The sequence below is a fragment of the Streptomyces sp. NPDC042638 genome (genome assembly GCF_040647235.1).
In the GTDB taxonomy this organism is placed as follows: domain Bacteria; phylum Actinomycetota; class Actinomycetes; order Streptomycetales; family Streptomycetaceae; genus Streptomyces; species Streptomyces rameus.
Genome location: NZ_JBEZBT010000033.1, coordinates 60,384 through 85,332, shown reverse-complemented (window position 1 = coordinate 85,332; position 24,949 = coordinate 60,384). Strand labels below are relative to the sequence as shown.

The window sequence follows — 24,949 nt, the reverse complement described above, 5'->3', positions numbered from 1 at the left end:
GGTGGTGGACATCGGGGGCGGCACCACGGAGGTCGCGGTCATCTCCCTCGGCGGCGGCCGGGGGCGGCCTATGGTCGGGGGCGGCCTATGGTCGGGGGCGGGATCTCGTGGCGCGGGTTCGTGGTCGTGCCTAGCGCACGCCGGCCGCGTCCAGCAGTGCGGTGACCGTGGCCGTGACCAGTCCGTCGTCCAGGCGTTCCACCCGGGCGCCGGCCCGGGCGCTGGCGCCGTCGAAGACCAGGACGAGCTGGCGGGCGAGCAGACCGGGATCACGGGCGCCGCCCCGCTCCGCGTCGGCGTGGAAGCGTGCCCTCAGACGCTCCTTGGCCTCGCGGGCGACCACGCTCGCCGGGTGCGCCGGGTCCTTCAGTTCGACCAGTACGGCCAGATAGGGGCAGCCGTGGTAGTCGGCGTCCTGGGAGGCTCGCGCGAGCCGGTCGAAGACGTACAGGATGCGCTCGCGCGGGGTCGAGGAGCCGGGGTCGGGGTGGGCGAGCTGGGCCTCGTACAGGGGGATGCGCCGTTCGAGGCTCGTGGCCAGCATCGCGTCCTTGCTGTCGAACAGCTGGTACATCGACCGCTTGGACACGCCCGCCTCCCGGCACAGCGCCTCGATGCCGACGCCGACGCCGTCCTCGTAGGAGAGCCGGGCGGCGGCGTCGAGCAGCCGGTCGCGTGGGGACGCCTTCCGCGACGCCTTCTCTGTGGTGGCCATACGGCGAGGTTACCGCGATACGGCCAGATGGAAACCGATCGGTGTATACCGTGGCGCGGGCGGTGAACAAGCGCTTAGATAGGAACCTCGGACTCGCCGCACCTCAGGACTACCCGCCGGAGGCCCCCGTTGTTCACGTCCGTCGACGACGTCTCCGCCCGTCTCGCCGAGACCGGCTACCTCGCCTCCCCCGCCGTCGCCACGACCGTCTTCCTCGCCGCCCGGCTGGGCAAGCCGCTGCTGGTGGAGGGCCCCGCCGGAGTCGGCAAGACCGAGCTGGCCAAGGCCGTCGCCCAGGTGGCGGGGGCCCGGCTGGTGCGGCTCCAGTGCTACGAGGGCGTGGACGAGTCCCGGGCGCTGTACGAGTGGAACCACGCCAAGCAGCTGCTGCGCATCAGTGCCGGCCGCGACGAGAGCTGGGACGACACCCGCACCGACATCTTCAGCGAGGAGTTCCTGCTCCCCCGCCCGCTGCTGACCGCCATCCGCGGCGACGAGCCGACGGTGCTGCTCATCGACGAGACCGACAAGGCCGACGTCGAGATGGAGGGACTGCTGCTGGAGGTGCTCAGCGATTTCCAGGTCACGGTCCCGGAGCTGGGCACGGTCACCGCCACCCGGCGCCCGTTCGTGGTCCTGACCTCCAACGCCGGCCGGGAGCTGTCCGAGGCGCTGCGCCGCCGCTGCCTGTTCCTGCACATCGGGTTCCCGGAGGAGGAGCTGGAGCGGCGCATCGTACGGCTGAAGGTGCCGGATCTCGGCCAGGCGCTGACCGAGTCGGTGGTCCGGGTGGCCGGGGCGCTGCGCGCGATGGACCTCCGCAAGGTGCCGTCCGTCGCCGAGACCATCGACTGGGCGCGGACCCTGCTGGCCCTGGGCGCCGACACCCTGGACGAGACCGTCGTACGGGACACCCTCGGGGTGATCCTCAAGCACCAGGACGACATCCAGAAGGCGGCGGCCAAGCTCGACCTGGACGCGCTGTGACCGACGTCGCCGACCGGATCACCGGTCTGGCCGGCGCGCTGCGCGCCCACGGCGTGCGGATCGGCACCGGCGAGACCGTGGACGCGGCCCGTGCGGCGCGGGCGCTGGGCCTCGCGGACCGGGAACTGCTGCGCGAGGGGCTGGCCGCCACGCTGCTGCACGGCCCCGGACAGCGCGCCCTGTTCGACTCCGTCTTCGACCTGTACTTCCCGCGCGGCGTCGGCGGTCCGCAGGACGCGCCCCGGGACCGGGAAACCCTGCGTGACCGGCTCGCCGAGGCGCTGGCCGCCGACGACCGGGCGCTGATGGCCCGGCTGGCGGCGGAGGCGGTCGACGGCCTCGGCGGATACGGGAGTTCGCCGGGCTCGGACGGCTGGTCGGCGTACCAGACCCTCGAACGGCTGCGCCCGCAGACCCTGCTGGCCCGGGTACGGGCCGACGTACGGGGCCGGGACGGCAGCGGCACCGGATTCGCGGACCGGCTGCTCGACGACGAGATCCGGGGGCGCATCGCGGAGTTCCGGCGGATGGTCGGGGCGGAGGCCCGGCGCCGGGTCGCGGAGCGGCGCGGGCGGGACGACGTCGCACGGCGGGCCGTCCGGCCGACCGCCGACCGGGTCGACTTCCTGTTCGCGAACCGGGACCAGCTGGCCGAACTGCGCAGGGCGGTGGCGCCGCTGGCCCGCAAGCTGGCCACCCGGCTCGCCGCGCGCCGCCGCCGGGCCGCGCGCGGCACGATCGACCTGCGCCGCACGCTGCGCTCCTCGCTGTCCACGGGCGGCGTGCCGATGCGGCCGGTGCTGCGCCGGCGCCGCCCGGTGCGCCCCGAACTGGTGCTGCTGTGCGATGTGTCCGGTTCGGTGTCCGGTTTCTCGGACTTCACCATGCTTCTCGTGCAGGCCCTGCACGACCAGTTCAGCAAGGTCCGCGTGTTCGCCTTCGTCAACCGGCTCGACGAGGTGACCGGCCTGCTCGGTCACGGCCGCGCCGACCCGGACGGGCTCAGTGCACGGATCCGCGCCGAGGCCACCCTCACCGGCTGGCACGGCAGCAGCGACTACGGCGTGGCGCTGGGCGAGTTCGCCGAGCGGTACGCCGGTGCGGTCGGCCCGCGGACCACGGTGTTCGTCCTCGGAGACGCGCGGACGAACATGAGCGACCCGAACCTCCCGGCCGTACGCGAGGTCGCCGGGCGGGCCCGGCGCGTCTACTGGCTGAACCCCGAGCCACGCGACCGCTGGGGCACCGGCGACTCGGCCGCGCCCGCCTACGCCGGCCTCGTCGAGATGCACGAGTGCCGCACGGCGCGGCAGCTCAGCGCGCTGGTCGCCCGGCTGCTGCCGGTGTGACGCGAGCGACGCCGGGTGCCGGTCCGTGATCGACTGACCGCGACGCCCGTCCGTGATCGACTGGCCGCGACGCCGGACGCACCCGGTCGGCCGTAGCCGCCGGCCACCGACCCGAGGACCTCGCCATGAGCCAGCACCCGCCCGTGCCGCTGGGCACCTTCCCCACTCCCGTCGAACCGGCGCCCCGGCTGGCTGCCGCGCTCGGGCTCGGGCCGGACGACCTGTGGGTGAAACGGGACGACCTGACCGGCCTGGGCGGCGGCGGGAACAAGATCCGCAAGCTGGAGTGGACGGTGGGGGCGGCCCTCGCCGAGGGCGCGGACACGCTCGTGACGACCGGAGCACCGCAGAGCAACCACGCCCGGCTGACCGCCGCGGCGGGCGCCCGGCTCGGGCTGGACGTCGTCCTCGTCCTGCGGGGCTCCCCGGGCACCTCGCACTCCGGCAATCTGGCCCTGGACGGGCTGTTCGGGGCCCGGCTCGCCTGGGCCGGCGAGGTGGACCAGGCCGGACTGGACCGGGCGGCGGCGGACGTCTGCGCGCGTCTGCGGGCCGGCGGCGGACGTCCGGCGCCGATCCCGTTCGGCGGTTCCGGCACGCTGGGCGCCAGAGGGTACGCACGCTGCGGCGCGGAACTGCGCGAGCAGCTTCCCGGTCTGCGTACGGCGGTGGTGGCGCTCGGCTCGGGCGGCACCATGGCCGGACTCATCGCGGCCCTGGGCAGCGGGTCGGTGCTCGGCGTCGACGTGGGCGCGCTGGCCGACCCGGCCGCGGCGGTGGCGGAGTTCGCCGCACCGCTCACGCAGGAGGCGGTCACGCCGGAGCGGCTGCGGATCCGCCGGGACCAGGTGGGCGCCGGCTATGCGGCCCTGACCGGCCCGGTGACGCAGGCGCTGCGCCTCGCCGCGCGTACCGAGGGCCTGGTCCTGGACCCGACCTACACGGGCCGGGCCCTGGCCGGTCTCCGCGCGGCCGTCCGGGACGGCGACATCCGCCCCGGCGAGAAGACGGTCTTCGTCCACACCGGCGGCCTGCCGGGCCTGTTCGGCCACCCGGACGCGATCGCGTTCGCGGAGGAGGGGGCGCGGGCCTTCGGCGAGTGAGCGACGGCGTCCCGCGCTTCCAAGACGGCGTTCCGCGATGTCACCGGCATCGGCGTCCGCGCACCGCGGACGGCACGCGCAGTGGCCGGGCGTCGACGCGCGACGCACCTGTCGGCATCCGGCAAGCCACCGGGCCGCGCCGGCGGACTCCGGACGGACGACCGGGCCGCGGTCGGTGCGGCCCGGCGGAGCGAGGGGCGGCCGGACCGCCGTACGGCTAACCCTTCGCGTACTCGTTCGCCATGGTCCCGGCGAAGTCGTAGACCACGACCTGCTCGTCTCCGACCACCCAGGCGTCGTGGCCCGGCGAGCACACGAAGACGTCACCCGGGCCGACCTCGCTCTCCGCGCCGTCGTCCATGCGCAGGCGCATGCGTCCCCGCGCGACGAAGCCGTTGTGGTGGACCATGCAGCTCGCGGTCCCCGCGAGCGGTGCCACGGACTCCGACCAGCGCCAGCCCGGTTCGAAGCTGGCCACAGCGAAATCGAGCCCGGTCAGGTGGAGCGCCTCGAGGTGGCCGCGGGGGAAGTCCCGCCGTTCGTCGGGCTTCTCGACCGTCTTCACTTCCAGCATGACGGTGTCTCCCTTCCGGCCGCTGTGCCGCGGCCGGGGCCGGCCTCCGTCCCCCGGCGGCCTCGGACGGCACCGGCGCTGCGGCGGCGGCCGTACCCCACGAGACCATCGTCGGCCCCCCGCACCTCTCCTGCCAGCCAGCGAACAGCGGGGACGACCGGCTCGGCATGCGCAGGGAGGCCGTGCTGCGGGCGAGTCACCCGCACCGGGGCGAGCGGCACGGGGCGGCGGGGCCGGCGGAAAATTGCTCGGACGTCACCTGCAACCTCGCGCGGGGCCGGACGTCTGTCGGGGTGGAGGCCTCCACTTCGACCAGATGTCCGATCCGAACGACCGAAGGAACACATGTCCGTACACCGTGCCCCGCGCCCGAACCGCTCCACCAGGTTGCGCGCCGCGCTGGGGGTCTCCGCCGCAGGCGCTGCCCTGGCCGTCGCCGGCACCATGACCGCCCAGGCGGCGCAGGGCGACAGCCACCCGACGGCCCACGCCGCGGCGGACTCCCCCGCCCACGGGAGGACCGCTGCGCCGACGCCGGCCCCGGCGGGTGACCACACGGCCCCGTCCCCGATCGGCACCGGAACCCCCTCCCCGGTACCGTCCACGATCCACACCGGGACCCCGTCCCCCGTGCCGTCCACGATCCACACCGGAACCCCGTCCCCGGTACCGTCCACGATCCACACCGGAACCCCGTCCCCGGTACCGTCCACGATCCACACCGGAACCCCGTCCCCCATGCCGTCCACGATCCACACCGGAACCCCCTCGCCCGTGCCGGAGCCGGCCCGCCCGGTGCCCGTACCGCACCACCGCCACGCCGCACCGGCGCCGGTTCCGCAGCAGCACTGAAGCAGGGCCGGAGCCGGGGGAGCCGTCGCGCGGCGGCTCCCCCGCACCCGGCACCGGGAGATCCATGACGACAGCCACACCACCGGCGACGGTCCTGCCCTGGGAACGAGCCGGCACCCCGAAGCGAGCCGAGCCCTGGCGCCGCCTCACTCGGGCGCTGCGAGTCCGCGTCCTCGCCCGCACGGGCACGGGCACGGGCACGGCACACGCCGCGCACGGCGACGGCACCCGGCCCGTCGCCGACGCAGGATCCGCGCCGGGCATAGAGGACCTGTACCACCACCGCCGGCTGTCGTTGGTACGCCTGGCGGTGCTGCTGGTGGACGACCTGCCCACCGCCGAGGACGTCGTACAGGACGCCTTCACCGCGCTGTTCCGGCGGCACGGCCACCGGCTGGCGGCGCTGGACGACCCGGAGGCATACCTGCGCACCAGTGTCGTCAACGCGGCCCGCTCGGTGCTGCGCCGCCGCAGGACCGTACGGGCCCACACCCCCGCGCCGGAGGAGCACGTGCCCGCCCCGGAGGAGGACGTGCTCCTGCACGAGGACCACCGGGAGGTGCTGACGGCGCTGCACACACTGACCCGGCGGCAACGGGAGGTACTGGTGCTGCGCTACTGGTCGCATCTGACGGAGGCCGAGATCGCGACGACGCTCGGCCTGTCGCGCGGTGCCGTCAAGTCCACGGCCAGCAGGGCCCTGGACGCTCTGGGCCGGCGTCTGGAAGGACTGCGATGAACGACTGCGGGCCGGGGACCGGTTCCGGGACCGCGGCGGAACCCGTCGAGCAGCGGCTGCGGGCCGCCCTGGCGGCCCGTGCGCACGCCGTCGGCCCGGCCGACCTGCGACCGCCGCGCCCGCCGGCCGGGCCGGTGCGGTCCCGGCGGGTGGTGGCGCGTCGGACGGTGGCGGGCCTGCTGGCGCTGGCCGCGGTGGCCGCGCTGGTGTTCTTCACGATGCGCGGCGGTGCGTCCCGCCCGGCCGAACCGGCCCGCCCCGCACACCCGCGGACCGGCACGCCCTCCCCCGCCCCGAGCACGGTGACACCGTCCACGGCCCAGCCCTCCCCCAGTGCGCCGCGGCCATGAGCACAGTCGCTGGTCGCGCTGTCCGGCGAACACCGGCACACCGTCCCGAGGTTCGCGTACCGGTGCGCGTGCCCAGCTCCGGCCGGCCCCTCTCCCGGCCGCTTCCTTCCTCAGGCGGGGCGGGGCCGAATGGGTGACGATGGAGGTGTCCTGATCCGTTCATGGCGCTTCAGGGAAATCGTGGTGCTCCGTGAAAAGAGGTAAGCAGCATGACGTCCTCCTCCGAATTCCCGGGTGACAGTCCGCCACAGGGGGCTTCGTCTCCGCGCGCGTCCACCGGCAGTGAAGTCCTGGGAACCATGGCGAACCTCGGCTGGCAGGCCCTGTTCACCATCGGTCTGGCATCCATAGCCCTGGGTGTCATCGTCTTGGCGTGGCCGGGTGAGACGCTGCGGGTCGTAGGCGTACTCTTCGGCGCCTTTCTGCTGGTCAGCGGCGTGTTCCAGCTGGCCGCGGCGTTCGGCGCCCATGTGCCCGGGCACTTGCGGGCACTGCACTTCATCACGGGCGCGCTCTGCGTACTGCTCGGGCTCGTCTGCTTCCGGGGCACCCTGGAATCCATCCTGCTGCTCGCCCTCTGGATCGGCTTCGGCTGGCTGCTGCGCGGCATCATGATGACGGCGGCCGCCGCGTCGGCCTCGGACATGCCGGCGAGAGGATGGCAGCTCTTCCTGGGAGTCACCACCCTGCTGGCAGGCATGGTGCTGATCGTCCTGCCGTTCGGCTCGATCGCCGCGCTCACTCTGGTGACGGGCATCATGGCGATCGTCCTGGGTGTGGTCGAGCTGTTCCACGCCATCCAGTTGCGCGTCGAAGCCGGGCGTCTGACCCGGGGCAGCGCCCCCAGGCAGCGGCGGTCCCTGTTCCACGCGCACCCTCACCCCCAGCACTGACCGGTCGCGTTCGACGGCGGCCTCCTGTTCCGGCGCCGCGACCCTGGAGTCCCCCTTCCGCTGGGCGAGTTCCTCGGCACGGGTGAAGTCGACGCCCAGTCTGCGGCGGACCCCTGGGACTTGGTGGCCCGCGTCGTCCGGCCCGCGTCGTCCGGCCCGCGTCAGCCCTCGGCCGGCCGGTCCCTCGCCGGTCCGGCCGTGGCAGGGGTGCCCCGGTCACCGGTGAGGGGTGCGCAGGTCGCGGAGGCGGGTCCGGCGATCCGGCGGAACGTGCGGGTCCGTCCGGTGAGCAGGACCGACAGGGCGGGCGCGGAGAAGGCCGAGACGACGCCGGCGAGCACGAGGCTCGACCGGGCGCCGAAGGTGTCCGACGCCAGGCCGACCAGGGGGGCGCCGACGGGGGTGCCCCCGAGGAGCACGAGGAAGTAGACGGACATGACGCGGCCTCGCACGTGTGCGTCGGCGTGCAGCTGGGTCAGCGCGTTGGCCGTGGTGGTCACGGTCACCGCGGCGAAGCCGGTGGGTATCAGCAGGACCATGAAGGTGCCGTAGCCCGGCATGAGGCCCGATGCGGCCTCCAGCGCCCCGAAGACGACCGTGGCGGCGATCAGACGTCGTGACGTGGGGGCCTTGCCGCGGGACGCCCCGCAGAGGGCGCCGACGAGGCCGCCCAGGGCGTACGCGGCGCACAGGCAGCCGAACGCGGCGGCGCCGGAGTGGAAGACCGTGACGGCCACGAGCGAGATGGTCAGCTGGAAGTTGAGGCCGAAGGTGCCGACGAAGGCGACGACGCCGATCGGCAGGAGCAGTTCCGGCGTCGAGGCGATATGGCGGAAGACGTCACGCAGCCGGGTACGTTCGGCCGGTGGCCGGCCGTGGCCGGCCGGCTCGTCCGCGCGGATGGTGACCAGCCCGTAGAGGACGGCCAGGTACGAGGCGGCGTTCACCAGGAACACCGGGCCCGTACCGAAGGCCGCGACGGTCAGGCCGGCGACGGCGGGACCGAGGATGCGGGCCACGTTGAACTGGGCGGAGTTCAGGCTGACCGCGGTGGCCACCTGTTCACGCGCGACCAGTTCGCCGATGTAGGCGTTGCGGGCGGGACCGTCCACGGCGGTGGCGGTGCCGAGGGCGAAGGCCAGCGCGTAGACGGACAGCAGGTTCACCGAGCCGGTGACGGTCAGCAGGCCGAGGAGGAGCGACTGCGCACCCATGGCCGCCTGCGTGAGCAGAAGCAGCCGCCGTTTGGGGAACCGGTCGGCGAGGACGCCTCCGGTCAGGCCGAACAGGGTCTGCGGCAGGAACTGCAGCGCGGTGACGATGCCGACCGCGCCGCCGCTGTTGCCGGTGATGTGGAGTACGAGCAGGTCCTGTGCGGCACGCTGCATCCAGGTGCCGATGTTGGAGGTCAGCTGTCCGAGCAGGTAGCGACGGAAGTTGGGGACGGCGAGCGTGGCGAGCACCGCGTTCGGGACCGGCTTCCCGGGCCGGTCCGGGTCAGCGCTCCGAAGAGGTGCGGGCATGCGCGGGCGGGCGGTCATGACAGGGGACGGGCGTAGGTGCCCGGGGCGGCGGACGTCTCCGCCTCGTCGATGTGGTGGAAGGTCGGGTGGGGGTGCATGAGGAAGGCGTGGTGGGAGATGTTCCAGGCGTAGGCGCCGGCCATGGCGAAGGCGACGCGGTCGCCGACGCGCAGCCGCTCGACCGTGATCCGCCGTGCCAGGACGTCCTTGGGCGTGCACAGCTGTCCGACGAGCGTGACCGGCTCGTCGCGGGCTTCCGGGCGTGTCCACGGCCGGCGCCATGTCTCGTCGGGAATCACCTCGAAGGGCTGGTCGTGCTGTTTCGCGGCCGGGGTACGCAGATGGTGGGTGCCTCCGCGCAGCACGGCGAACGTCTGCCCGCGGCTGGACTTGATGTCCAGGACCTGGGTGACGTACCAGCCGCAGTAGGCGGTGACCGAGCGGCCGGGCTCGACGCGCAGCGTGAGGTGAGGGTGACGGGCCATGAGCGGCTTCAGTCCGGCGCCGAAGGCGGACCAGTCGAACACCTGGAGCGGATCCGCGTAGTCGACGCCCATGCCTCCCCCGACGTTGACCTCGGCCAGGCTGATTCCGCGCTCGTGGGCCCAGTGTCCGGCCCAGGCCAGGACCTCGTCGACCAGCTCCAGTTGGGCCTGGGCCCCAAGGCCGCTGGCCAGGTGGACGTGGAGGCCGCGCAGCCGCAGGCGCGGGTCGGCGGCGATCACCTCCAGACAGCGGTCCAGCTGCGCGGGATCCATCCCGAAGGGACTGGGCCGGCCCCCCATGGCCAGGGCGACCTGACCGAGGTGGACGGGCACGTTGACGCGCAGCAGCACGTCGACGAGCCCGTCGCCCAGCACGACGGTGACCAGCCGCAGTTCGTGTTCGCTCTCGACGTGCAGGCGTTCCACTCCCGCCTGCAGCGCCGAGGCCAGCTCCGTCTCCGTCTTGCCGGGGCCGCCGAAGGCGATCGGCACCTCGGGGGCGACGGCGCGGACGTGCCGCAGTTCGCCGCCGGAGGCCACCTCGAACCCGTCGACGCGTCCGGCCAGGGTGCGCAGGACGCGGGAGTCGGAGTTGGCCTTGGCCGCGTACAGCAGCTGGACCGAGTCCGGCAGCGCGGCCCGGATCCTGTCGACGTGCTCGCGCAGACCCGACAGGTCGTAGACGTAGGCGGGCAGGTCGTCGTCGGTCAGCCTGCCGACATGGTCGAGCAGCGCGGACCTCACCGGATCACCTCGTGGGGGAAGTCCGCCCCGAGCGGGCTGGGCAGGGGGACGTAGGTGGCGTGCCGGTCGGCCTTGCGGGCCCAGCGCAGCAGGAGGTTGGCCTTGGCGGGCAGCGGTACGCCCGACAGCAGGGCGCGCAGCCGGGGCGGTTCGGCGGCGGTCCGGGCGTAGGCGCCGAGGTGGTCGCGGACCAGGCCCCACAGGGCGGGTTCCAGCGTCGGGGCGAGATCGGCCAGGGCGCCGAGCACTTCTGCGGTGTGGTTGACCAGGAGGCAGTACGCGACCCGGTTCCAGCCGCGTTCGGAGTCGTAGGTGAGGGGGCCCCGGACGTCGTCCGGCAGGTCCGCGAGGCTGCGCTCGTGGTGCCCGGGCAGGAGCTTGGTGCCCTCCAGGTCGCGGAAGAACATCTGGGCCGGGGTGCCGTCGGGGTGTACACCGACGACGACGTTCTGCAGGTGGGGTTCCAGGACGACGCCGTGTTCGAAGTAGGCCGCCAGCACCGGTGGCAGCAGCAGCCGCAGGTAGGCGTCCCACCAGGCCAGGACGTCCCCGTCGCCGCGGGCGAGCAGATGGGAGACGTGGGCGTCACTGGTCGGGTACTCGTCCGCCACCGCGGCGGCGAGCAGGGGCGTCACTCCGGTACGCAGGTGCCGGCGCAGGCCGGAGCGGACGATGACGCCGAGGCCCTCCAGGAGCGCGATGTCGCCCGCGGTGTCGAGGGTGCGGTAGCCGGGCTCGGCGAGCAGCGCGCATCCCGGGAAGCGGCCGGCGAGGTCGGCGAAGACGGGCTGGAGCAGCCGGTTGAGGGCGACGCAGCCGGGCAGCTCGTAACTGGCGTGCTTGCGCACGCAGTTGGTGAGGCGGACGTTGAGGCTGAACTTCAGGAAGGTGTCGTTGCCGGGGTGGTACAGCGTGCGCACCGACGCGGTCGGCACCAGTTCCGCTCCGCTCACTCCGGTGTCGACGACATCGCCGGCGGCCATCGCCTCACGCAGCCGGCCCTGGTCCTCGAGCAGCCGGTACTGCCAGGGGTGCACCGGAAGTACGGCGAATCCCGGCTCGTTCGCCGGGCACAGCGCGTCCATCTCGCGCAGATCACCCTCCTCGCGGACGAGGGCGCGGCGCACCGCCAGGTAGCGCAGGGGAAAGCGCGCACCGGTCTCCGGGCCGTACGCCAGCCAGTCCGCCGGGTCGCCGGTGCGGGCCTTGGGAGTGGGGTGGAAGCGATGGCCGAACACCAGGGACTGCTCCGACGCGACGTACGGGTCCGCGTGCGGTGTGACGCCCGCCCGGCCTTCCAGCGCGGTGTGGATCGTCTCCCGGCTGTCGGCGACCTGGCTCAGGAACTCCTCGTTGGCGTCACCCGTGCGCAGCCGCAGTTCGTCCTGGATGTGACCGGCCAGCTCGCGCCAGCCGACCGTCGCCCAGGCGTCGTCGGCGAACCGCTGCACCGGGCCCTGGAAGCGGTGGGCTCCGATCAGTGAGATGCGGCGCAGCGGGCAACGCAGCAGGATGCCCCGGCGGGGCAGACGCAGCAGAAGGTGGCCGTCGTCGACGGTCACCTGGTGTTCGGGGGCGGACACCTCGCGGATCAGGCAGTTGAGCAGTGTGTGGGCGGTGACGGCGTCGGCCGTCCGGGCCGGTTCGGCGGCCGGTGCGGTGACGGTCGCGGCGGTGGCGGTACTGGCGTCGGGGGCAGTGCCGGTGGTCATACGGTCGCTCCAGTGGGACAACACTCACGGTCGGGTTGCGTGAGGCGGGGCTCGGCGGCCCCGCGGGGAATGAAGATGCTGGTCGGCGGCCTGCGGGGGGCTCAGCGGCCCGGCGCCAGGGGGTTGGGAACGGACGTCCAGCGGGCCTTGCCCGGGTTCTCCGAGAGGCGCATGGCGATGGTCGCCTTCAGCGGCATCGTGTCCCCGAAGAACGCCGCGGCGTCCTCGTGGTCAGGCAGGCCGGCGTACACGCGGCGGCCGACCTCGGCCACCGCGCCCCACAACGCCCGGGGATCGGCTGCCCGCGTCCGGCCGAGGACGTGGACCAGTTCGCTGAAGACCCCGCTGACCAGGCCGCCGAACAGTTTGGTGTGCAGCGCGTCCACGTCGTCGCCCGCGCGGCTGCCGAGCAGCGGCGGCAGCGTGAAGCCGGACCTGGCCAGGCGGCGCGGGCTGACCCGTACGCCGTCCAGATCCCGGTACAGCACCCGCACCGGCCGCCCGTCTCGCAGCACGACCAGCGTGTTCTGCCCGTGGGCCTCCAGAGCCACCCCCATGGACAGCAGCGTCAGTGCGGGCGGCAGGACGAGTTCGGCGAAGTCCGTGAGCCAGCGCACCGGATCCCCCGACACCACGGCGGCTCCCGTCGCGTGGACGGCGGTGAGCGGTACCGCGATCTCCCCGGCGCCGAGGTGACACTCGGTCGACTCCCGGATCATCGCCGCCAGGCTCGCCGAGGGCTGTCCGTCCACGCACACGGCGCCGCCGCCCAGCTCACGCAGGACACGAAGGCTGCCGCCGTATCCGGCCTTGTCGATGAGGGCCGCGACCAGGTCGGACAGCACAGGCCCGTCGGCGACCTCGGCCGGGGAGATGGTGCGCCGGTAGTTGGTGACCTGCACGTCGAGCGCCGTCTTGATGTGGCAGCCCGGCAGGACGCCCAGCGGTGCCAGGGTGCGCAGCGACAGCAAGGGGCGGGCCGGGATCGTCTCTTGCGTGACGGCCAGGCCGGGGTGGTGTGCGAGGACGTGGTCCCGCTGCCAGGGATGCAGCGGCAGCAGGACCGTGTCGCCGTCGCGCAGCCGCGGCGGCCAGACGCCGGCGCTCCGCCAGCGATCGGCCGGGACCCGCAGCAGCGCCAGCTGGACGACCGGGTGGTGCTCGGGAGCGTAGGCGAGCACGTCGGTGACCGACATGCCGGTACGCGTCCGGCAGCAGGCATGCTGCGGGTGCCCCTCGACGACGGCCTGTTCGGCGTCCGCCGAGTCGTTCGGCGGAGCCGCCCGGTCTGCGTTCGCGGCCCTGGCCAGAGCCAGGTTGTCCACGCTGTTGTCCAGTTCGGCCGCCAGCCGTCGCGCGGCGGGCGTGCGCAGGCCGAGCTGCGCCAACAGCTGTGCGGGGCCGCTGATCGGCCCGTCGGGCCCGGACACGGCGAAGTCGTCCGGCACTTCGGCGAACGGCCGCGCACAGGACTCGGCCGCGGAGAGTGGGCCGCCCTGCCGCAACTCGACCACCAGGCTGCCGGACTCCCGGCGGTGTCCGGTCACACCGGGCAGGCGTTCTCGTACGAAGGCGCCCCACAGGCGGCCCAGCACGGTGGCCCGCGCTCCCGGGAGCGCGGCCGTGAACGGCTCCACGAGGTCCGGGCGGGTGCGACGGATCTCGTCAACGTGTGTCCGGGGCATGGTCACCGTCCCGATCCGGAGACGAACGGCTGTCGAGGGCGGGGAACGAGGAAGGGCATGGGGTGGTCCAGGGGGCTCGTGGGGGTGTGTTCGACGCGGCGCCGCAAGGGGCTCCGGCCGCGCCACGAACGCTACGGGAAGGCGATCAAGAGAATTGCCAGAGCAAATACAGCAAGTGTCCTGAGAACTGCCGGAGAAGCAGTGCGCCTGTACGGTCCGCTGCTGCTTCCGCCGCGGACGCTCCCTCCGACACGCTGGGGCCCTGGCTCGGGTCGCGGCCGTGACCTGGGCTGCTGGGCGTCTCTTAACTCTTTCCTGGCTCCACGCTGTCGACGTGCTGGATGTCGTCGCCGTGCGGCGTCCAGCGGTTACGCCGGCCGTGGTCAGGCCCCCGCCCGCCAGGGGCCCGCGTCCCGGAGATCGCCGCGCGGGCGGCGAGGATCACTGGCTCGGAGGAGGTTGCGGCGTTTGCGGCGCACGCTGCGGCGAAGGTCTGTAACTCTTCTCGGCATGCGTGTCTTGCTGATCGAGGACGACGACCGGGTGGCCGGACCACTGGCGGAAGGGCTGCGCCGTTTCGGGTTCACCGTGGAACACGCCAGACGGGGTGCCGACGGCCTGGCCGCACCGGACGCGGAGATAGTGCTGCTGGACCTGGGGCTGCCCGACATGGACGGCCTCGACGTCTGCCGCGCGCTCCGGTCCCGCTCGTCGGTGCCGATCATCATGATCACTGCCCGGGACGACGAGGTGGACCGGGTACTCGGTCTCGAACTGGGCGCGGACGACTACGTCTCGAAACCGTTCGGCGTGCGCGAGCTGGTCGCCCGGATCCGTGCCGTCACCCGCCGGACCCGGCCCGCGGTACTGGACGCGCACCGGGCGGGGCGGGGGCCCTCGGACGACCCGGCCCGGTCCGGGACACCCCACGTCCAGCGGATCGGCCCGCTGACCATCGACCGCCGTACCCGGCAGGTGCGCCTGGACCAGTCGCCGGTCGCCCTCGCACCCAAGGAGTTCGACCTGCTCACCTGCCTCGCGGAGGACCCCGGAGCCGTCTGCTCCCGTCGGCAGATCCTCGACACGGTGTGGGAGCCGCACTACTTCGGCCCCACCAAGACCCTGGACGTCCACATCGCGGCGCTGCGCCGCAAACTCGGTGACTCCTCCTGGATCGAGAACATCCGCGGAATCGGCTTCCGTCTGATCCCCCCGGCACCGGTCGACGCCGCGCCCGCCGCGGGGCCGGCGCGCGGAGGGCCGCGGTGACGCGTCGCCTCCTGCTCAGCTATCTGAGCCTCATGCTGCTCGTCCTGCTCGCCCTCGAAGTCCCGTTCGGCATCCTCTACGCCCGCAGCGAGCTGTCCCGCTTCACCCATGCGGCGCAGCAAGGGGCGATAACGTTCGCCGCGGTCTGCGAGGAGAAGATGGAACACGGCCTGACGGCGGACCTCCCCGAACTGGCCCGCGCCTACGGACGACGGACCGGCAGCCGCGTACTCGTCGCCGACCAGAAGGGCGTCGTCCTCACCGAGACCGCCGCCCTCCACCTGGTCGGCAAGGACCTGTCCGCCGAGCCGGACATCTCCGCCGCACTGCACGATCGCCCCGCGGTCGCCACGCGCGACGACCCCTCCACGAACGGCGAAGTCCTCTTCGTCACCGTGCCGGGGGGATCCGACGCCACCGTCCCCTGCGTGGTCCGGACCGTGTACCCGCTCAGCCCGATCCGGGCGAAGGCAGACGCCACATGGCTGGCCCTGGCCCTCATCGGGCTGGGCGCGCTGGCCACCGTGGCCCTGATCGGTTTCGTCCTCGCCCGCTCGATCACCCGTCCGGTCCGGGACCTGGAACGCGCCACCGCACAGCTCGCCGAGGGCCGCCTCACCGATCCGCCCGCCACCGATCACGGACCCCCTGAGCTGCGCCGGCTGGCGGCGTCGTTCACGAAGACCGCGACCCGCCTCCAGCACGTGATCCAGGCTCAGCAGGCGTTCGCCTCCGAGGCGTCGCACCAGCTGAAGACCCCGTTGACCTCCCTGCGCCTGCGCCTGGAGAACTTCGAGCCGCACCTCGCTCCCTGCGCCCAGGACAGCCTCGACAAGGCACTGGCGGAGACGGAGCGGCTCAGTCGTATGGTGCAGGGGCTGCTCGCCCTGGCCAGGCTGGAGAACTCCGCGATCAGGCCGGAGGCGGTCGATCTCGACGCCGTCGTCGCCGATCGCGCCGCCATCTGGACGGCGTTCGCCGATGAGCAGCAGGTCGGCATCATCGTCTCCGGAGCCACCCGCACCCGGGTGTGGGCGGTACCGGGGGCGCTGGAGCAGATCATCGACAACCTGCTCTCCAACGCGCTGCGCGTGTCCCCGCCGGGGACCGCCGTCACGCTGACGACCGTCATCGTCCCGGGGGAAGGCAGCCGCACGCCGCCGGTGGCCGAGTTGCACGTGATCGACCAGGGCCCCGGCATGACCGCGGCCGAACGGCTCAGGGCCTTCGACCGGTTCTGGCGGGCCCCCGCGGCCGACCACGACGGCACGGGCCTCGGCCTGCCGATGGTCCGCCAGCTCACCCGGGCCGGCGGTGGTGAGATCACCCTGGAGGCCGCCCCCGGCGGTGGGCTCGACGCCGTCGTCCGTCTCCGGCGCGCCGAGAGCCACCCGCACGGGAACGCCCCGGTGTCCCAGCGGACGCCGACCGCCCAGGCCGCGCGCCTCACCCCACCGCCCACGACGGCGAGGGGGCGGCACGGGGACGGCCCCGAACCGCCGACCGGCGGGGCGAACAGGCCCGCGAGGAGGAACGCGGCGACCGAGAAGCCGAGGAGGACGACGGCCTGCGGGCCCCCACCCTGAGCTGCCGGGCGGGCGGCCCACCCCCGGGAGGGCCGTGCTGCCCTGCCCGCCGGGAGACGCCCCCCGTTCGTCCGGCGGCCCGCTGCCACACGGCGGCTGACTACGAACTTGTAGTCAGCGCTGGTTCCCGTTTAAGTTAGGCATGCCTACGCTAATACGACTGTCGGCGGCGGGGTGGGGAGGGCCGTATGTGGGACGACGCGTTTCCGAGCTTCCTGATCGGACTGCGGGAGGGACTGGAAGCCGGACTCATCGTCTCCATCCTCATCGCCACCCTGGTGCGGGCCGACGCCCGCTCCCGGCTGCCACAGGTGTGGACGGGTGTCCTCGCGGCGATCGCGCTCGCGATGAGCTTCGGCGCGGTCCTCACCTTCACCGCGGCCTCCCTGTCCGCGACCGCCCAGGAGACCTTCGGCGGCACCCTGAGTGTGATCGCGGTGGCGTTCGTCACCGCGATGGTGTTCTGGATGCGCCGCTCGGCCCGCACTCTGTCCGGTGAGATCAAGGAGAAGGTCACCGGGGCGCTCGGCATGGGCGCGGGCGTCCTGATCGTCACCTCGTTCCTCGCGGTCGGCCGGGAGGGCCTGGAGACCGCCCTGTTCCTGTGGACCACCGCACAGGCGGCCGGCGAGTCCGCGGGTCCCCTGACGGGCGCCGCGATCGGCCTGGTCCTGTCGGCCGGCCTGTGCTTCGGCCTGTACCGGCGGGTTCTCAAGATCAACCTGACGAAGTTCTTCACCGCCACCGGCGCCGTCCTGATCGTGATCGCGGCCGGCGTCCTCGGCTACGGCCTGCGTGATCTGCAGGAGGGCGGTGTGCTGCCCGGGAAGTCGGCCTATGCCGTCGACCTGAGCGGCAGCATCGACGCGGGCTCCTGGTACAGCACCCTGGTCCAGGGCGTTTTCAATCTGACGCCGGCCATGACCTGGCTGCAGGTCGCCGCCTACGCCGGCTACCTCGCCGTGGTGATGACGGTGTTCGTGCGCGGGGTGCGCGCCACGACGCCGAAGCCGGCGCCCGCGCGGACGGACCCCGCGCAGCACGCTCCGCCGTCCGCGCGGCGCCGCCCCGCCTGGGTCGTCCCGGTCGCCGTCGTCACCGTCCCCGCCGTGATCGCGGGCCTCGCCGTCGCCTTCGGCCGTCCGAAAACCGCGGCGGGCCAGACCGTCGCCGTATCGGAGAAGGAGTGCGGCAAGGGGTTCACCCCGCCCGAGCCCGGCCGACGGACCTTCCAGATGCGCAACACCGGCGACAAGACCTCCGAGGTGTATCTCGTCGACCCCGCCACCAACGCCGTCTACGGGGAGATCGAGGGCCTGGCGCCGGGCACCACCCGCGCTCTGGTCGCCACCGTGGCCGGCGGCACCTACGCCTGGCGGTGCGTGCCCACCGGCGGTACCGCGGTCACCTCCAAGGCCGTCCGCGTCGCCGGAGGCGGAGGCGCGAAGGCGGTCGTCCCGGTCTCCGCGCAGGACCTCGCCGGCCCGCTCGCCCGGTACAAGGCGTACGTCGACAAGGGCCTGACCGCCCTCGGCGCACAGACCCGCACCCTGGCCGCCGACATCAAGGGCCGCCATCTCGGCAGGGCCCGCACCGACTGGCTCACCGCCCACCGCACCTACGCCTCCCTCGGTGCCGCCTACGGCACCTTCGAGGACTTCGACCGGAAGATCGACGGCAGGGCCGACGGCCTGCCCGACGGCGTCCACGACAAGGGCTTCACCGGCTTCCACCGCATCGAGTACGGCCTGTGGCACGGCGAGCCGGCGGCCTCCCTCACGGCCCCGGCCGAGCGGCTGGCCGCCGACGTGGCGGCACTGCGCACGGCTTTCCCACGACAGCACTTCCAGCCCGGCGACCTGCCGCTGCGCGCCCACGAGGTCCTCGAGAACACCCTGCAGTTCGAGCTGACCGGCGACACCGACGCGGGCAGCGGCACCAACCTCGCCACCGCCGACGCCGACCTCGCCGGCACACGCGAGCTGCTCACCGTCCTCGGGCCGCTGCTGACCACCCGTGCCCCGCACCTGCTGCCGACGGTCGACGCGGACATCGCCCGTCTGCAGAGGCTCCTCGACGCGGCACACCACGCCGGCTCCTGGACCCCCGTCGAACGGCTCGACGCGACCTCCCGGGCCCGCGTGAACGGAGCCACCGGCCGGCTCCTGGAGGACCTCGCCCCCGTCCCGGACCTGCTGGAGATCCGGAAGTCCGCCTGATGACCACCGCACGCCACCACAGCGACGACCCCGCACGCAGCGAAGGGAACACCCCCATGCCGTCCGCCGCATCCCCCGCCCCGCGAGGCGGCTGCCCCGCCGGTGCCGGCCGCCGTTCCTTCGTGAAGACGGCCCTCGGCGCCGGGGCCGCCGGAGCGGTGATGGCCGGCGGCGGCCTCGCCCTCACCGAGAGCGGCGGCGGCACCGCGCAGGCCGCCGCAGACACGCATAACGCCGCCGACGTCCCTTTCCACGGCATCCACCAGGCCGGCGTCGTCACCCCCGCACAGGCCGCCGCCGCCTTCGTCTCCTTCACCGTCATCGCCGAGGACCGAGGGGAACTGGCCGACCTGCTGAAGACGATCACCGAGCGGGCCCGCTTCCTCACCTCCGGCGGCACCCCCACCGATCTGGGGGTCGGCGCCCCGCCCTCCGACAACGGCATCCTCGGCCCGACCGTCCCCGCCGACGGCCTGACGGTCACGCTCGGCGTCGGCGCGTCCCTCTTCGACGACCGCTACGGCCTCGCCGCGGCCCGGCCCCGCCGCCTGACCCCGATGCGGACCTTCCCCAACGACAACCTCAGGGCCGCCGAGTGCCACGGCGACCTGTCCCTGCAGATCTGCGCGAACCGGCGGGACACCGTGCTGCACGCGCTGCGCGACATCGCCCGGCACACCCGCGGCGCCATGCAGGTCAAGTGGCGCATCGACGGCTTCCAGAACGCACCCCGCCCCACCGGCGCCCAGCGCAACCTGCTCGGCTTCAAGGACGGCATCGCCAACCCCGACGTCACCTCGGCCCGCGAGACGAACCGCCTCATATGGGTCGGCGACGGTGACGGGGAGCCCGCGTGGGCCACCGGGGGCAGCTACCAGGTGATCCGCATCATCCGCATGCTGGTGGAATTCTGGGACCGGGTCTCGCTCACCGAGCAGGAGAAGATGTTCGGCCGCCGCAAGGACACCGGCGCACCCCTGGACGGCGCTCTGGAGACCGACATCCCCCAGTACGCCAAGGACCCGCACGGCACGGTGATCCCGCTGGACTCGCACATCCGCCGCGCCAACCCGCGCACCGCCGCCACCGACAGCTCCCGCATCCTGCGCCGCGGCTACAACTACGACCGCGGCATCGACGACGTCGGCAACCTCGACATGGGCCTGGTGTTCTGCTGCTACCAGCGGGACGTCAAGGGGCAGTTCGAAGCCGTCCAGACCCGCCTGATCGATGAACCCCTGGTCGACTACATCTCGCCCACCGGCGGCGGCTACTTCTTCGCCCTGCCCGGCGTGCGGGACGACAGGGACTGGCTCGGCCGCGGGCTGCTCTCCGCCTGAGCCCGCGGCGCCGACGCCCGCCCCTTCTCCCACGCCCGCGGGACGCGCCTTGGCGGTGTACCCGGGCCTGGGCGCAGACCTCGCCGTGGGCGACCGGCTGCTCCTGGCACGGCGCTACCGAGGCACGCCGGTCAGCCGGAACCGGGGAGGCTGCGTCGCGGGCCGACCGTCGTGACGTCGAGGGCTCCGGCCGGGCCCGCTCTCCCCAGCCGTCGGCCACCCGGTCACGGCCGCGCCGCTCCTCCCCCGTCGGCGCACCGCCCACCGCCCGCACCACGTCCGCCGGGCGGCGAGGGGCGGGCCGGCCTCCCGGTCACGGGTGTCGCTCCCCACCCTCCGGATGGTCAGGACGTGCACAGCACCGGGCGACCGCGTGCCGGTGGTCTCCCGCCGGCGGTGGGCTCGTGAAGCCGGGGTGCGTCGCGCACCGCGCCCGCTGTGCGCTGTCCACCATCCGGTCGCTGTCGGACGCGGCGCCGGCGAGGCTCGCACAGCACACCGCCAGCAGCAGACCGCCCGCCACGAAGGGCAGGCTCCGGCGTGCGGGGGGCGGGGCCAGCAGGGCCCGTACCCGCTGCGGCACCGCCCCGCCGGTCACCGCCAGCGCGAAGGGACGGGACGCACCGGCGGAGGCCAGGGCGGCCCGCCCGACGGCGTGGGCGACCACCGTGCGGTCGCCGACCCGCTCGGCGGCCTCCTCGTCGGCCCAGCGCTCCAGGACGAAGCCGCCCGCGACGGCCAGGGGTCGCAGCAGCGGATTCAGGGCCGCCGTGAGCCGCCACAGGCTCTGGAACAGGTGGTGGCGGCCGCGCAGATGGGCCCGCTCGTGGGCGAGCAGGGCCTCCCGCTCGTGGCCGTCGAGGCAGCGCAGCATCCCCCGGGAGACCACGATCCGTCCCGGCGCACCGGGCAGCGCGAAGGCCAGCGGGACATCGTCGTCGACCACGGCCAGTTCCGTGTCTCCGGGCAGCTGGGCGCACTCCCGCCGCACGCGGGCGATGTCACGGACCTGCCGTACCGCGGCCACCCCGAGGGAGGCAATGCCCGCGGCCAGCACCAGGGCGCTGCCGACCGCGACGACGAGGTAGACGGGGTCGTGGGCACGCAGTACGGCCACCGACCAGCGGCCCTCCTCCGCGATCTCCGGTATCTGGGCCACACCGGTGAAGGCCAGCAGGGCGAGCGCGCCCGCCCAGCCCGCCGCCGACACGAGCGCGGCGCAGGCGAGGGCCCAGGCGGCCGGGCGCGGGGGCAGCCGGAGCGCCGGCCGGGGCGCGCACACGGCGAGCACGGCCGTGACGACGAACGGGACGTAGACGCTGATCAGCACCGGCTCACGACCTCCTGCGCGTGCTCTCGTCCTCGGTGCGTGTGCCGTGCCCATGCCCGGACAGCAGCTGGTGCAGCACGTGCTCGTCCTGCGCGGACAGCTCCGAGACGAAGCGGGCCAGCACCGCCTCACGGTCGGAGCCGCCCTCCAGGAGTGACCGCATGCGCCGGGCGGTGTGGGACGCCTCGTCCCGGGCCGGTGCGTAGGCGTAGCCGCGACCCTCGCGGTGCCGGACGAGCATGCCCTTGTCGTACAGCCGGGACAGGATGGTCAGCACGGTCGTGTAGGCGAGGTCGCCCGGCAGCTGTTCGCGGACCTGACGCGCGGTCAGCGGGCCGGCGGCGGCCCAGAGGGCGGCGAGCACGTCGCTCTCCAGTTCTCCGCGCGCCCGCCTGCCGGATGCCCCGGGGACCTCGTCGTCTCTTCGGTTCTCCACCGGCCGCCTCCTTTCGCCGTCTGCCCGCACAGACTACCGGGCGATCTCCTACTAGTTGTAGGAGGTATGCTCCGGTCTTCAAACCGCGAACTACTACATCTCGTAGTGTCCCGCCGCCCCTCGCCTGCGGAGGAAAGCCCATGGCCCACGCCGGAAGCACCACACCCAGACCCGCTGCCGCGGTCACCGTTCCGCGTCAGCGCGTCGCGACGCCCGGGGCGGGCCGGGTCGCGATCGTCTCCGCGAGCGTCGGCGCCGGCCACGACGGCGCCGCCGCCCAGCTCGCCCGGCGCCTTGCCGCTCACGGCTTCGCGGTGGACCGGTTCGACCTGCTGGAGCTGCTGCCCGCCCGGCTGGGTCGTGCCGTGCAGGAGGGCTACCACCGGATGCTCGTCCGGGCCCCGTGGGCCTACCAGCGGATCTATGCCGGCACCGAGCGCGCCGGGGGCGGCGGCCCGGTCGCGCGCGCACTGCTGCGGGCGGCGGAGGACCGGGTGCTGCACGCCCTGCCTCCGGACACCGGAGCGGTGGTGTCGACCTACCCGGGGGCCAGCCGGGTGCTGGGGAACCTGCGCCTGAAGGGGCGGCTGGGCGTCCCCGTCCTGACCTATCTGACCGACTTCTCCGTCCATCCGCTGTGGGTGGCGGACGGTGTCGACGTCCACCTCGCCGCCCATGCCGTGCCCGCTGCCCAGGCCCGGGCCGCCGGGGCACGGGACGTGCGGGTGTGCGGCCCGGTCACCGGTCCGCGTTTCCGGCCCTGCGACGCACAGGGGCGCCACGACGCGCGGGCCCGGTTCGGGCTGCCGCAGCACTCGCCGCTCGCCCTCCTGGTCGCCGGGTCCTGGGGGGTGGGGCCGGTCCGCAAGGTGGCCCACGAGCTGCGCGACTGCGGCGCCGCCGTCCCGGTCGTCGTGTGCGGCCGCAACGAGGCCCTGGCCGGGCGGCTGCGCGCGGACGGCATCGAGCACGCCTACGGCTGGGTCGAGGACATGCCCGGCCTGATGCACGCCGCGGACGTCCTCGTCCAGAACGCCGGCGGACTGACCTCGCTGGAGGCGTTCGCCTCGGGCCTGCCCGTGGCGAGCTACCGCTGCATACCCGGGCACGGACTGACCAACGCGGCCGCCCTGGACGAAGCCGGTGTCTCGGTGTGGGTCCGTGACCCGGCCGATCTGAAGGCGGTGCTGTGCGACCTGATCGACGGCCCGCCCGGACGGCAGCAGCGCGCGAGGGGCCTCGCCCTGTTCGACCGGCCCCAGGACGAGGGCCCGGCGGCCGAGATAGCGCGGGTCCACCGCTCCGGCCTCGCGGACAGGAGCCGGTACCCGGCCGCGCGGCGGCATCCTGGCCCGCGCCGGCTCGCCACCACCGCCGCGGCCGCGGCCGCCGTGTGGGCCTGCGCCGTCGGCACGGGCATGGCGACGTCGTACGACGGTCCGGGCCTCGCGCACGCCATCGGCCACGGCCTCGACCTGGACGGCCTGTCCGCCCACGACTCCCGGACCGGAGTCCACCACCCGTGACCACCGCCCGCACCCTGCGCACGGCCGCCCTCGCCGCCCTGCCCGTTCTCGCCGCCGCCCACGCCGCGCCCGTGGTCTCCACCTTCGGGCCGTTGCGCAACCGCGCCATGCCCCGGCTGTCGGGCCGGGGCCGCCCGGACCACGTCGCCCTGACCTTCGACGACGGGCCCGACCCCCGCTCCACACCGCGCTTTCTGCGCCTGCTCGACGAGCGCGGGGTGCGCGCCACGTTCTTTCTCCTGGGCAGCGAGGCGCACCGCGCCCCCGGTCTGGTCGCCGAGATCGCGGCGGCCGGCCACGAGATCGGCGTCCACGGCTGGCTGCACCGCCCACTGCTCCTGCGCGGCCCCCGCGCCACGTACGCCGACCTGGACCGGGCACGGGACACCGTCGCCGCCCTCACCGGGCGACCGCCCACGCTCTTCCGGCCCCCGTACGGTGTCATGTCGACCGCCGCGCACCTGACGGCCCGCCGCCTCGGCCTCACCCCGGTGCTCTGGACCTGCTGGGGAGAGGACTGGAGGGCACGCGCCACCCCGCAGTCGGTGCACCGCACGGTCACCGCCGACCTGGACGGCGGTGGCACGATCCTCCTGCACGACTCCGACTGCACCTCCGCCCCCGGAGCCTGGCGCGCCGCCCTCGGCGCGCTCCCCCGGATCCTCGACACCTGCGCGGAGCGGGGCTACCGGGTCGGCCCGCTGCGCGACCACGGACGTCCCCTGGGAAAGCCCGCTGCCGGGAAACGCCCAGCAGCCGCCGGTCGTCTACAGTTCGACAGACCGTCTACCTTGCTGTAGTCATTCGTATCGCCTCGTTCCCCCTTCGCATCCTTCCTCCGGAAAAGGCCAGGGCCGTATGACCACACCGGTGCACCTCGCGTCGCAGCTCGCCGTGAACGTCCTCGACGCCCGGTCGCTGCTGGCCGCCTTCGGCGTGCTGGGCGTCGGCGCCGTCCTGTTCGCCGAGACGGGGCTGCTGGTCGGGTTCTTCCTGCCCGGCGACTCCCTGTTGTTCACGGCGGGTCTGCTGTGCACGGGGGCGGCGGACCGGCCCGTGAAGTTGTCGCTGGCCCCGCTGCTGGTCCTGGCGGCCGTGGGCGCGCTGGCCGGGGCGCAGTGCGGATATCTGATCGGCCGTAAGGCGGGCGGGGCGCTGATGGCCCGCAGCCGGTCGCAGCGTCTGCGCGAGGGCATGGAACGGGCCGAGGAGCTGCTCGAACGGTACGGGTACGCCAAAGCGATCGTGCTGGCCCGGTTCATCCCGGTGGTGCGGACCGTCCTCAACCCGATGGCGGGCGCGCTGGAGGTCCCGGCCCGGACGTTCGCCCTGTGGCAGGCGGTGGGCGGGCTGGTCTGGACCGTCGGGCTCACCCTGGCGGGGTACGCGCTGGGCTCCTCGGTCCCGAACGTCGACCGTTACCTGCTGCCACTGGTCGCGGTGATCGTCGTCGTGTCGCTGATCCCTCTCTTCCTCGAGATCCTGCGCGGCCGCCGGGCGGCCAGGCCGAACGGGGGGCGGCCGTGACCCCG

The 24,949-nt window shown here is 73.9% G+C and carries 22 protein-coding genes; 14 read left to right on the top strand and 8 right to left on the bottom strand.

Annotation, left to right across the window (positions count from 1 at the left end; translation table 11 throughout):
• Window positions 1-130: 130 nt before the first annotated feature.
• Window positions 131-715 carry a TetR/AcrR family transcriptional regulator gene (locus AB0B40_RS24735; RefSeq protein WP_345049882.1) on the bottom strand — a complete coding sequence of 195 codons (585 nt, stop codon included), beginning with the start codon at window positions 713-715 and terminating at the stop codon, window positions 131-133.
• A gap of 129 nt (window positions 716-844) precedes the next feature.
• Between AB0B40_RS24735 and AB0B40_RS24730 the strand changes: the two genes are divergently transcribed.
• The 3 genes from AB0B40_RS24730 to AB0B40_RS24720 all read left to right on the top strand — a co-directional run bounded on the left by AB0B40_RS24730 (window position 845) and on the right by AB0B40_RS24720 (window position 4,154).
• Window positions 845-1,702, top strand: a complete 858-nt coding sequence (locus tag AB0B40_RS24730; protein WP_362265611.1) for a MoxR family ATPase — start codon at window positions 845-847, stop codon at window positions 1,700-1,702.
• Complete coding sequence (locus tag AB0B40_RS24725) at window positions 1,699-3,051, top strand: VWA domain-containing protein (protein WP_345049876.1); 1,353 nt, start codon at window positions 1,699-1,701, stop codon at window positions 3,049-3,051. Before AB0B40_RS24730 ends, AB0B40_RS24725 begins: the two co-directional genes overlap by 4 nt.
• Window positions 3,052-3,176: 125 nt before the next feature.
• Complete coding sequence (locus tag AB0B40_RS24720) at window positions 3,177-4,154, top strand: D-cysteine desulfhydrase family protein (RefSeq protein ID WP_362265609.1); 978 nt, start codon at window positions 3,177-3,179, stop codon at window positions 4,152-4,154.
• 217 nt (window positions 4,155-4,371) lie between these two features.
• Here AB0B40_RS24720 and AB0B40_RS24715 read toward each other — a convergent pair whose 3' ends face one another.
• The gene (locus AB0B40_RS24715; RefSeq protein ID WP_345049867.1) at window positions 4,372-4,728 is read right to left on the bottom strand and encodes a cupin domain-containing protein; all 357 of its coding nucleotides are present in this window, start codon (window positions 4,726-4,728) and stop codon (window positions 4,372-4,374) included.
• Window positions 4,729-5,073: 345 nt separating this feature from the next.
• On the opposite strand from AB0B40_RS24715, the gene AB0B40_RS24710 reads away from it, so the two are divergent.
• The 4 genes from AB0B40_RS24710 to AB0B40_RS24695 all read left to right on the top strand — a co-directional run bounded on the left by AB0B40_RS24710 (window position 5,074) and on the right by AB0B40_RS24695 (window position 7,562).
• Window positions 5,074-5,580, top strand: a complete 507-nt coding sequence (locus tag AB0B40_RS24710; protein WP_362265607.1) for a hypothetical protein — start codon at window positions 5,074-5,076, stop codon at window positions 5,578-5,580.
• A gap of 64 nt (window positions 5,581-5,644) precedes the next feature.
• Window positions 5,645-6,319, top strand: a complete 675-nt coding sequence (locus AB0B40_RS24705; protein ID WP_362265605.1) for a sigma-70 family RNA polymerase sigma factor — start codon at window positions 5,645-5,647, stop codon at window positions 6,317-6,319.
• Window positions 6,316-6,669 carry a hypothetical protein gene (locus tag AB0B40_RS24700; RefSeq protein ID WP_345049855.1) on the top strand — a complete coding sequence of 118 codons (354 nt, stop codon included), beginning with the start codon at window positions 6,316-6,318 and terminating at the stop codon, window positions 6,667-6,669. The genes AB0B40_RS24705 and AB0B40_RS24700 overlap by 4 nt, the downstream gene beginning before the upstream one ends.
• Before the next feature lie 209 nt (window positions 6,670-6,878).
• Entirely contained in the window at window positions 6,879-7,562 is a 684-nt protein-coding gene (locus AB0B40_RS24695; RefSeq protein WP_345049851.1) for an HdeD family acid-resistance protein, read from the top strand.
• Window positions 7,563-7,723: 161 nt separating this feature from the next.
• Here the strand turns inward: AB0B40_RS24695 and AB0B40_RS24690 are convergent, their stop codons facing one another.
• The 4 genes from AB0B40_RS24690 to AB0B40_RS24675 form a co-directional block, all read right to left on the bottom strand.
• On the bottom strand, window positions 7,724-9,085 hold the full coding sequence (locus AB0B40_RS24690; protein ID WP_362265603.1) for an MFS transporter: 1,362 nt from the start codon (window positions 9,083-9,085) through the stop codon (window positions 7,724-7,726).
• 14 nt (window positions 9,086-9,099) lie between these two features.
• Window positions 9,100-10,314, bottom strand: coding sequence for a type III PLP-dependent enzyme (locus AB0B40_RS24685; protein ID WP_345049847.1), 1,215 nt, complete (start codon window positions 10,312-10,314; stop codon window positions 9,100-9,102).
• Window positions 10,311-12,026, bottom strand: a complete 1,716-nt coding sequence (locus tag AB0B40_RS24680) for an IucA/IucC family protein (RefSeq protein ID WP_362265601.1) — start codon at window positions 12,024-12,026, stop codon at window positions 10,311-10,313. Before AB0B40_RS24680 ends, AB0B40_RS24685 begins: the two co-directional genes overlap by 4 nt.
• 101 nt (window positions 12,027-12,127) lie before the next feature.
• Entirely contained in the window at window positions 12,128-13,711 is a 1,584-nt protein-coding gene (locus AB0B40_RS24675; RefSeq protein ID WP_345049840.1) for an IucA/IucC family protein, read from the bottom strand.
• Between the two features lie 510 nt (window positions 13,712-14,221).
• Between AB0B40_RS24675 and AB0B40_RS24670 the strand changes: the two genes are divergently transcribed.
• From AB0B40_RS24670 to efeB, 4 genes are all read left to right on the top strand, one after another.
• Window positions 14,222-14,980, top strand: coding sequence for a response regulator transcription factor (locus AB0B40_RS24670; protein WP_345049838.1), 759 nt, complete (start codon window positions 14,222-14,224; stop codon window positions 14,978-14,980).
• Window positions 14,977-16,566: a HAMP domain-containing sensor histidine kinase gene (locus tag AB0B40_RS24665; protein ID WP_362265599.1), complete on the top strand. Its 1,590-nt coding sequence runs from the start codon at window positions 14,977-14,979 to the stop codon at window positions 16,564-16,566. The genes AB0B40_RS24670 and AB0B40_RS24665 overlap by 4 nt, the downstream gene beginning before the upstream one ends.
• 188 nt (window positions 16,567-16,754) lie before the next feature.
• Entirely contained in the window at window positions 16,755-18,785 is a 2,031-nt protein-coding gene (gene efeU / locus AB0B40_RS24660; protein WP_362265597.1) for an iron uptake transporter permease EfeU, read from the top strand.
• Between the two features lie 56 nt (window positions 18,786-18,841).
• Entirely contained in the window at window positions 18,842-20,125 is a 1,284-nt protein-coding gene (gene efeB / locus AB0B40_RS24655) for an iron uptake transporter deferrochelatase/peroxidase subunit (RefSeq protein ID WP_362265619.1), read from the top strand.
• Between the two features lie 313 nt (window positions 20,126-20,438).
• On the opposite strand, the gene AB0B40_RS24650 is transcribed toward efeB, so the two are convergent.
• Both AB0B40_RS24650 and AB0B40_RS24645 read right to left on the bottom strand, forming a co-directional pair.
• Window positions 20,439-21,455, bottom strand: a complete 1,017-nt coding sequence (locus AB0B40_RS24650; protein WP_362265595.1) for a M56 family metallopeptidase — start codon at window positions 21,453-21,455, stop codon at window positions 20,439-20,441.
• Window positions 21,456-21,459: 4 nt separating this feature from the next.
• Window positions 21,460-21,891 carry a BlaI/MecI/CopY family transcriptional regulator gene (locus tag AB0B40_RS24645; protein ID WP_345049828.1) on the bottom strand — a complete coding sequence of 144 codons (432 nt, stop codon included), beginning with the start codon at window positions 21,889-21,891 and terminating at the stop codon, window positions 21,460-21,462.
• A 140-nt stretch (window positions 21,892-22,031) separates the two neighbouring features.
• Between AB0B40_RS24645 and AB0B40_RS24640 the strand changes: the two genes are divergently transcribed.
• Genes AB0B40_RS24640 through AB0B40_RS24630 form a run of 3 tightly spaced genes read left to right on the top strand, consistent with a single transcriptional unit; the run spans window position 22,032 to window position 24,944 of the window.
• Window positions 22,032-23,417, top strand: a complete 1,386-nt coding sequence (locus tag AB0B40_RS24640; RefSeq protein ID WP_345049825.1) for a glycosyltransferase — start codon at window positions 22,032-22,034, stop codon at window positions 23,415-23,417.
• Window positions 23,414-24,217: a polysaccharide deacetylase family protein gene (locus tag AB0B40_RS24635; RefSeq protein ID WP_345049822.1), complete on the top strand. Its 804-nt coding sequence runs from the start codon at window positions 23,414-23,416 to the stop codon at window positions 24,215-24,217. Before AB0B40_RS24640 ends, AB0B40_RS24635 begins: the two co-directional genes overlap by 4 nt.
• Before the next feature lie 58 nt (window positions 24,218-24,275).
• The gene (locus tag AB0B40_RS24630) at window positions 24,276-24,944 is read left to right on the top strand and encodes a DedA family protein (RefSeq protein WP_345049820.1); all 669 of its coding nucleotides are present in this window, start codon (window positions 24,276-24,278) and stop codon (window positions 24,942-24,944) included.
• Window positions 24,945-24,949: the final 5 nt, after the last annotated feature.

Coding starts and splice junctions, on each gene's coding strand:
- AB0B40_RS24715 (WP_345049867.1), bottom strand. CDS start 4,728: ATGCTGGAAGTGAAGACGGTCGAGAAGCCCGACGAACGGCGGGACTTC.
- AB0B40_RS24705 (WP_362265605.1), top strand. CDS start 5,645: ATGACGACAGCCACACCACCGGCGACGGTCCTGCCCTGGGAACGAGCC.
- AB0B40_RS24630 (WP_345049820.1), top strand. CDS start 24,276: ATGACCACACCGGTGCACCTCGCGTCGCAGCTCGCCGTGAACGTCCTC.
- AB0B40_RS24735 (WP_345049882.1), bottom strand. CDS start 715: ATGGCCACCACAGAGAAGGCGTCGCGGAAGGCGTCCCCACGCGACCGG.
- efeU (WP_362265597.1), top strand. CDS start 16,755: ATGTGGGACGACGCGTTTCCGAGCTTCCTGATCGGACTGCGGGAGGGA.
- AB0B40_RS24695 (WP_345049851.1), top strand. CDS start 6,879: ATGACGTCCTCCTCCGAATTCCCGGGTGACAGTCCGCCACAGGGGGCT.
- AB0B40_RS24670 (WP_345049838.1), top strand. CDS start 14,222: ATGCGTGTCTTGCTGATCGAGGACGACGACCGGGTGGCCGGACCACTG.
- AB0B40_RS24680 (WP_362265601.1), bottom strand. CDS start 12,026: ATGACCACCGGCACTGCCCCCGACGCCAGTACCGCCACCGCCGCGACC.
- AB0B40_RS24675 (WP_345049840.1), bottom strand. CDS start 13,711: ATGCCCCGGACACACGTTGACGAGATCCGTCGCACCCGCCCGGACCTC.
- AB0B40_RS24690 (WP_362265603.1), bottom strand. CDS start 9,085: ATGCCCGCACCTCTTCGGAGCGCTGACCCGGACCGGCCCGGGAAGCCG.
- AB0B40_RS24710 (WP_362265607.1), top strand. CDS start 5,074: ATGTCCGTACACCGTGCCCCGCGCCCGAACCGCTCCACCAGGTTGCGC.
- AB0B40_RS24700 (WP_345049855.1), top strand. CDS start 6,316: ATGAACGACTGCGGGCCGGGGACCGGTTCCGGGACCGCGGCGGAACCC.
- AB0B40_RS24640 (WP_345049825.1), top strand. CDS start 22,032: ATGGCCCACGCCGGAAGCACCACACCCAGACCCGCTGCCGCGGTCACC.
- AB0B40_RS24720 (WP_362265609.1), top strand. CDS start 3,177: ATGAGCCAGCACCCGCCCGTGCCGCTGGGCACCTTCCCCACTCCCGTC.
- efeB (WP_362265619.1), top strand. CDS start 18,842: ATGCCGTCCGCCGCATCCCCCGCCCCGCGAGGCGGCTGCCCCGCCGGT.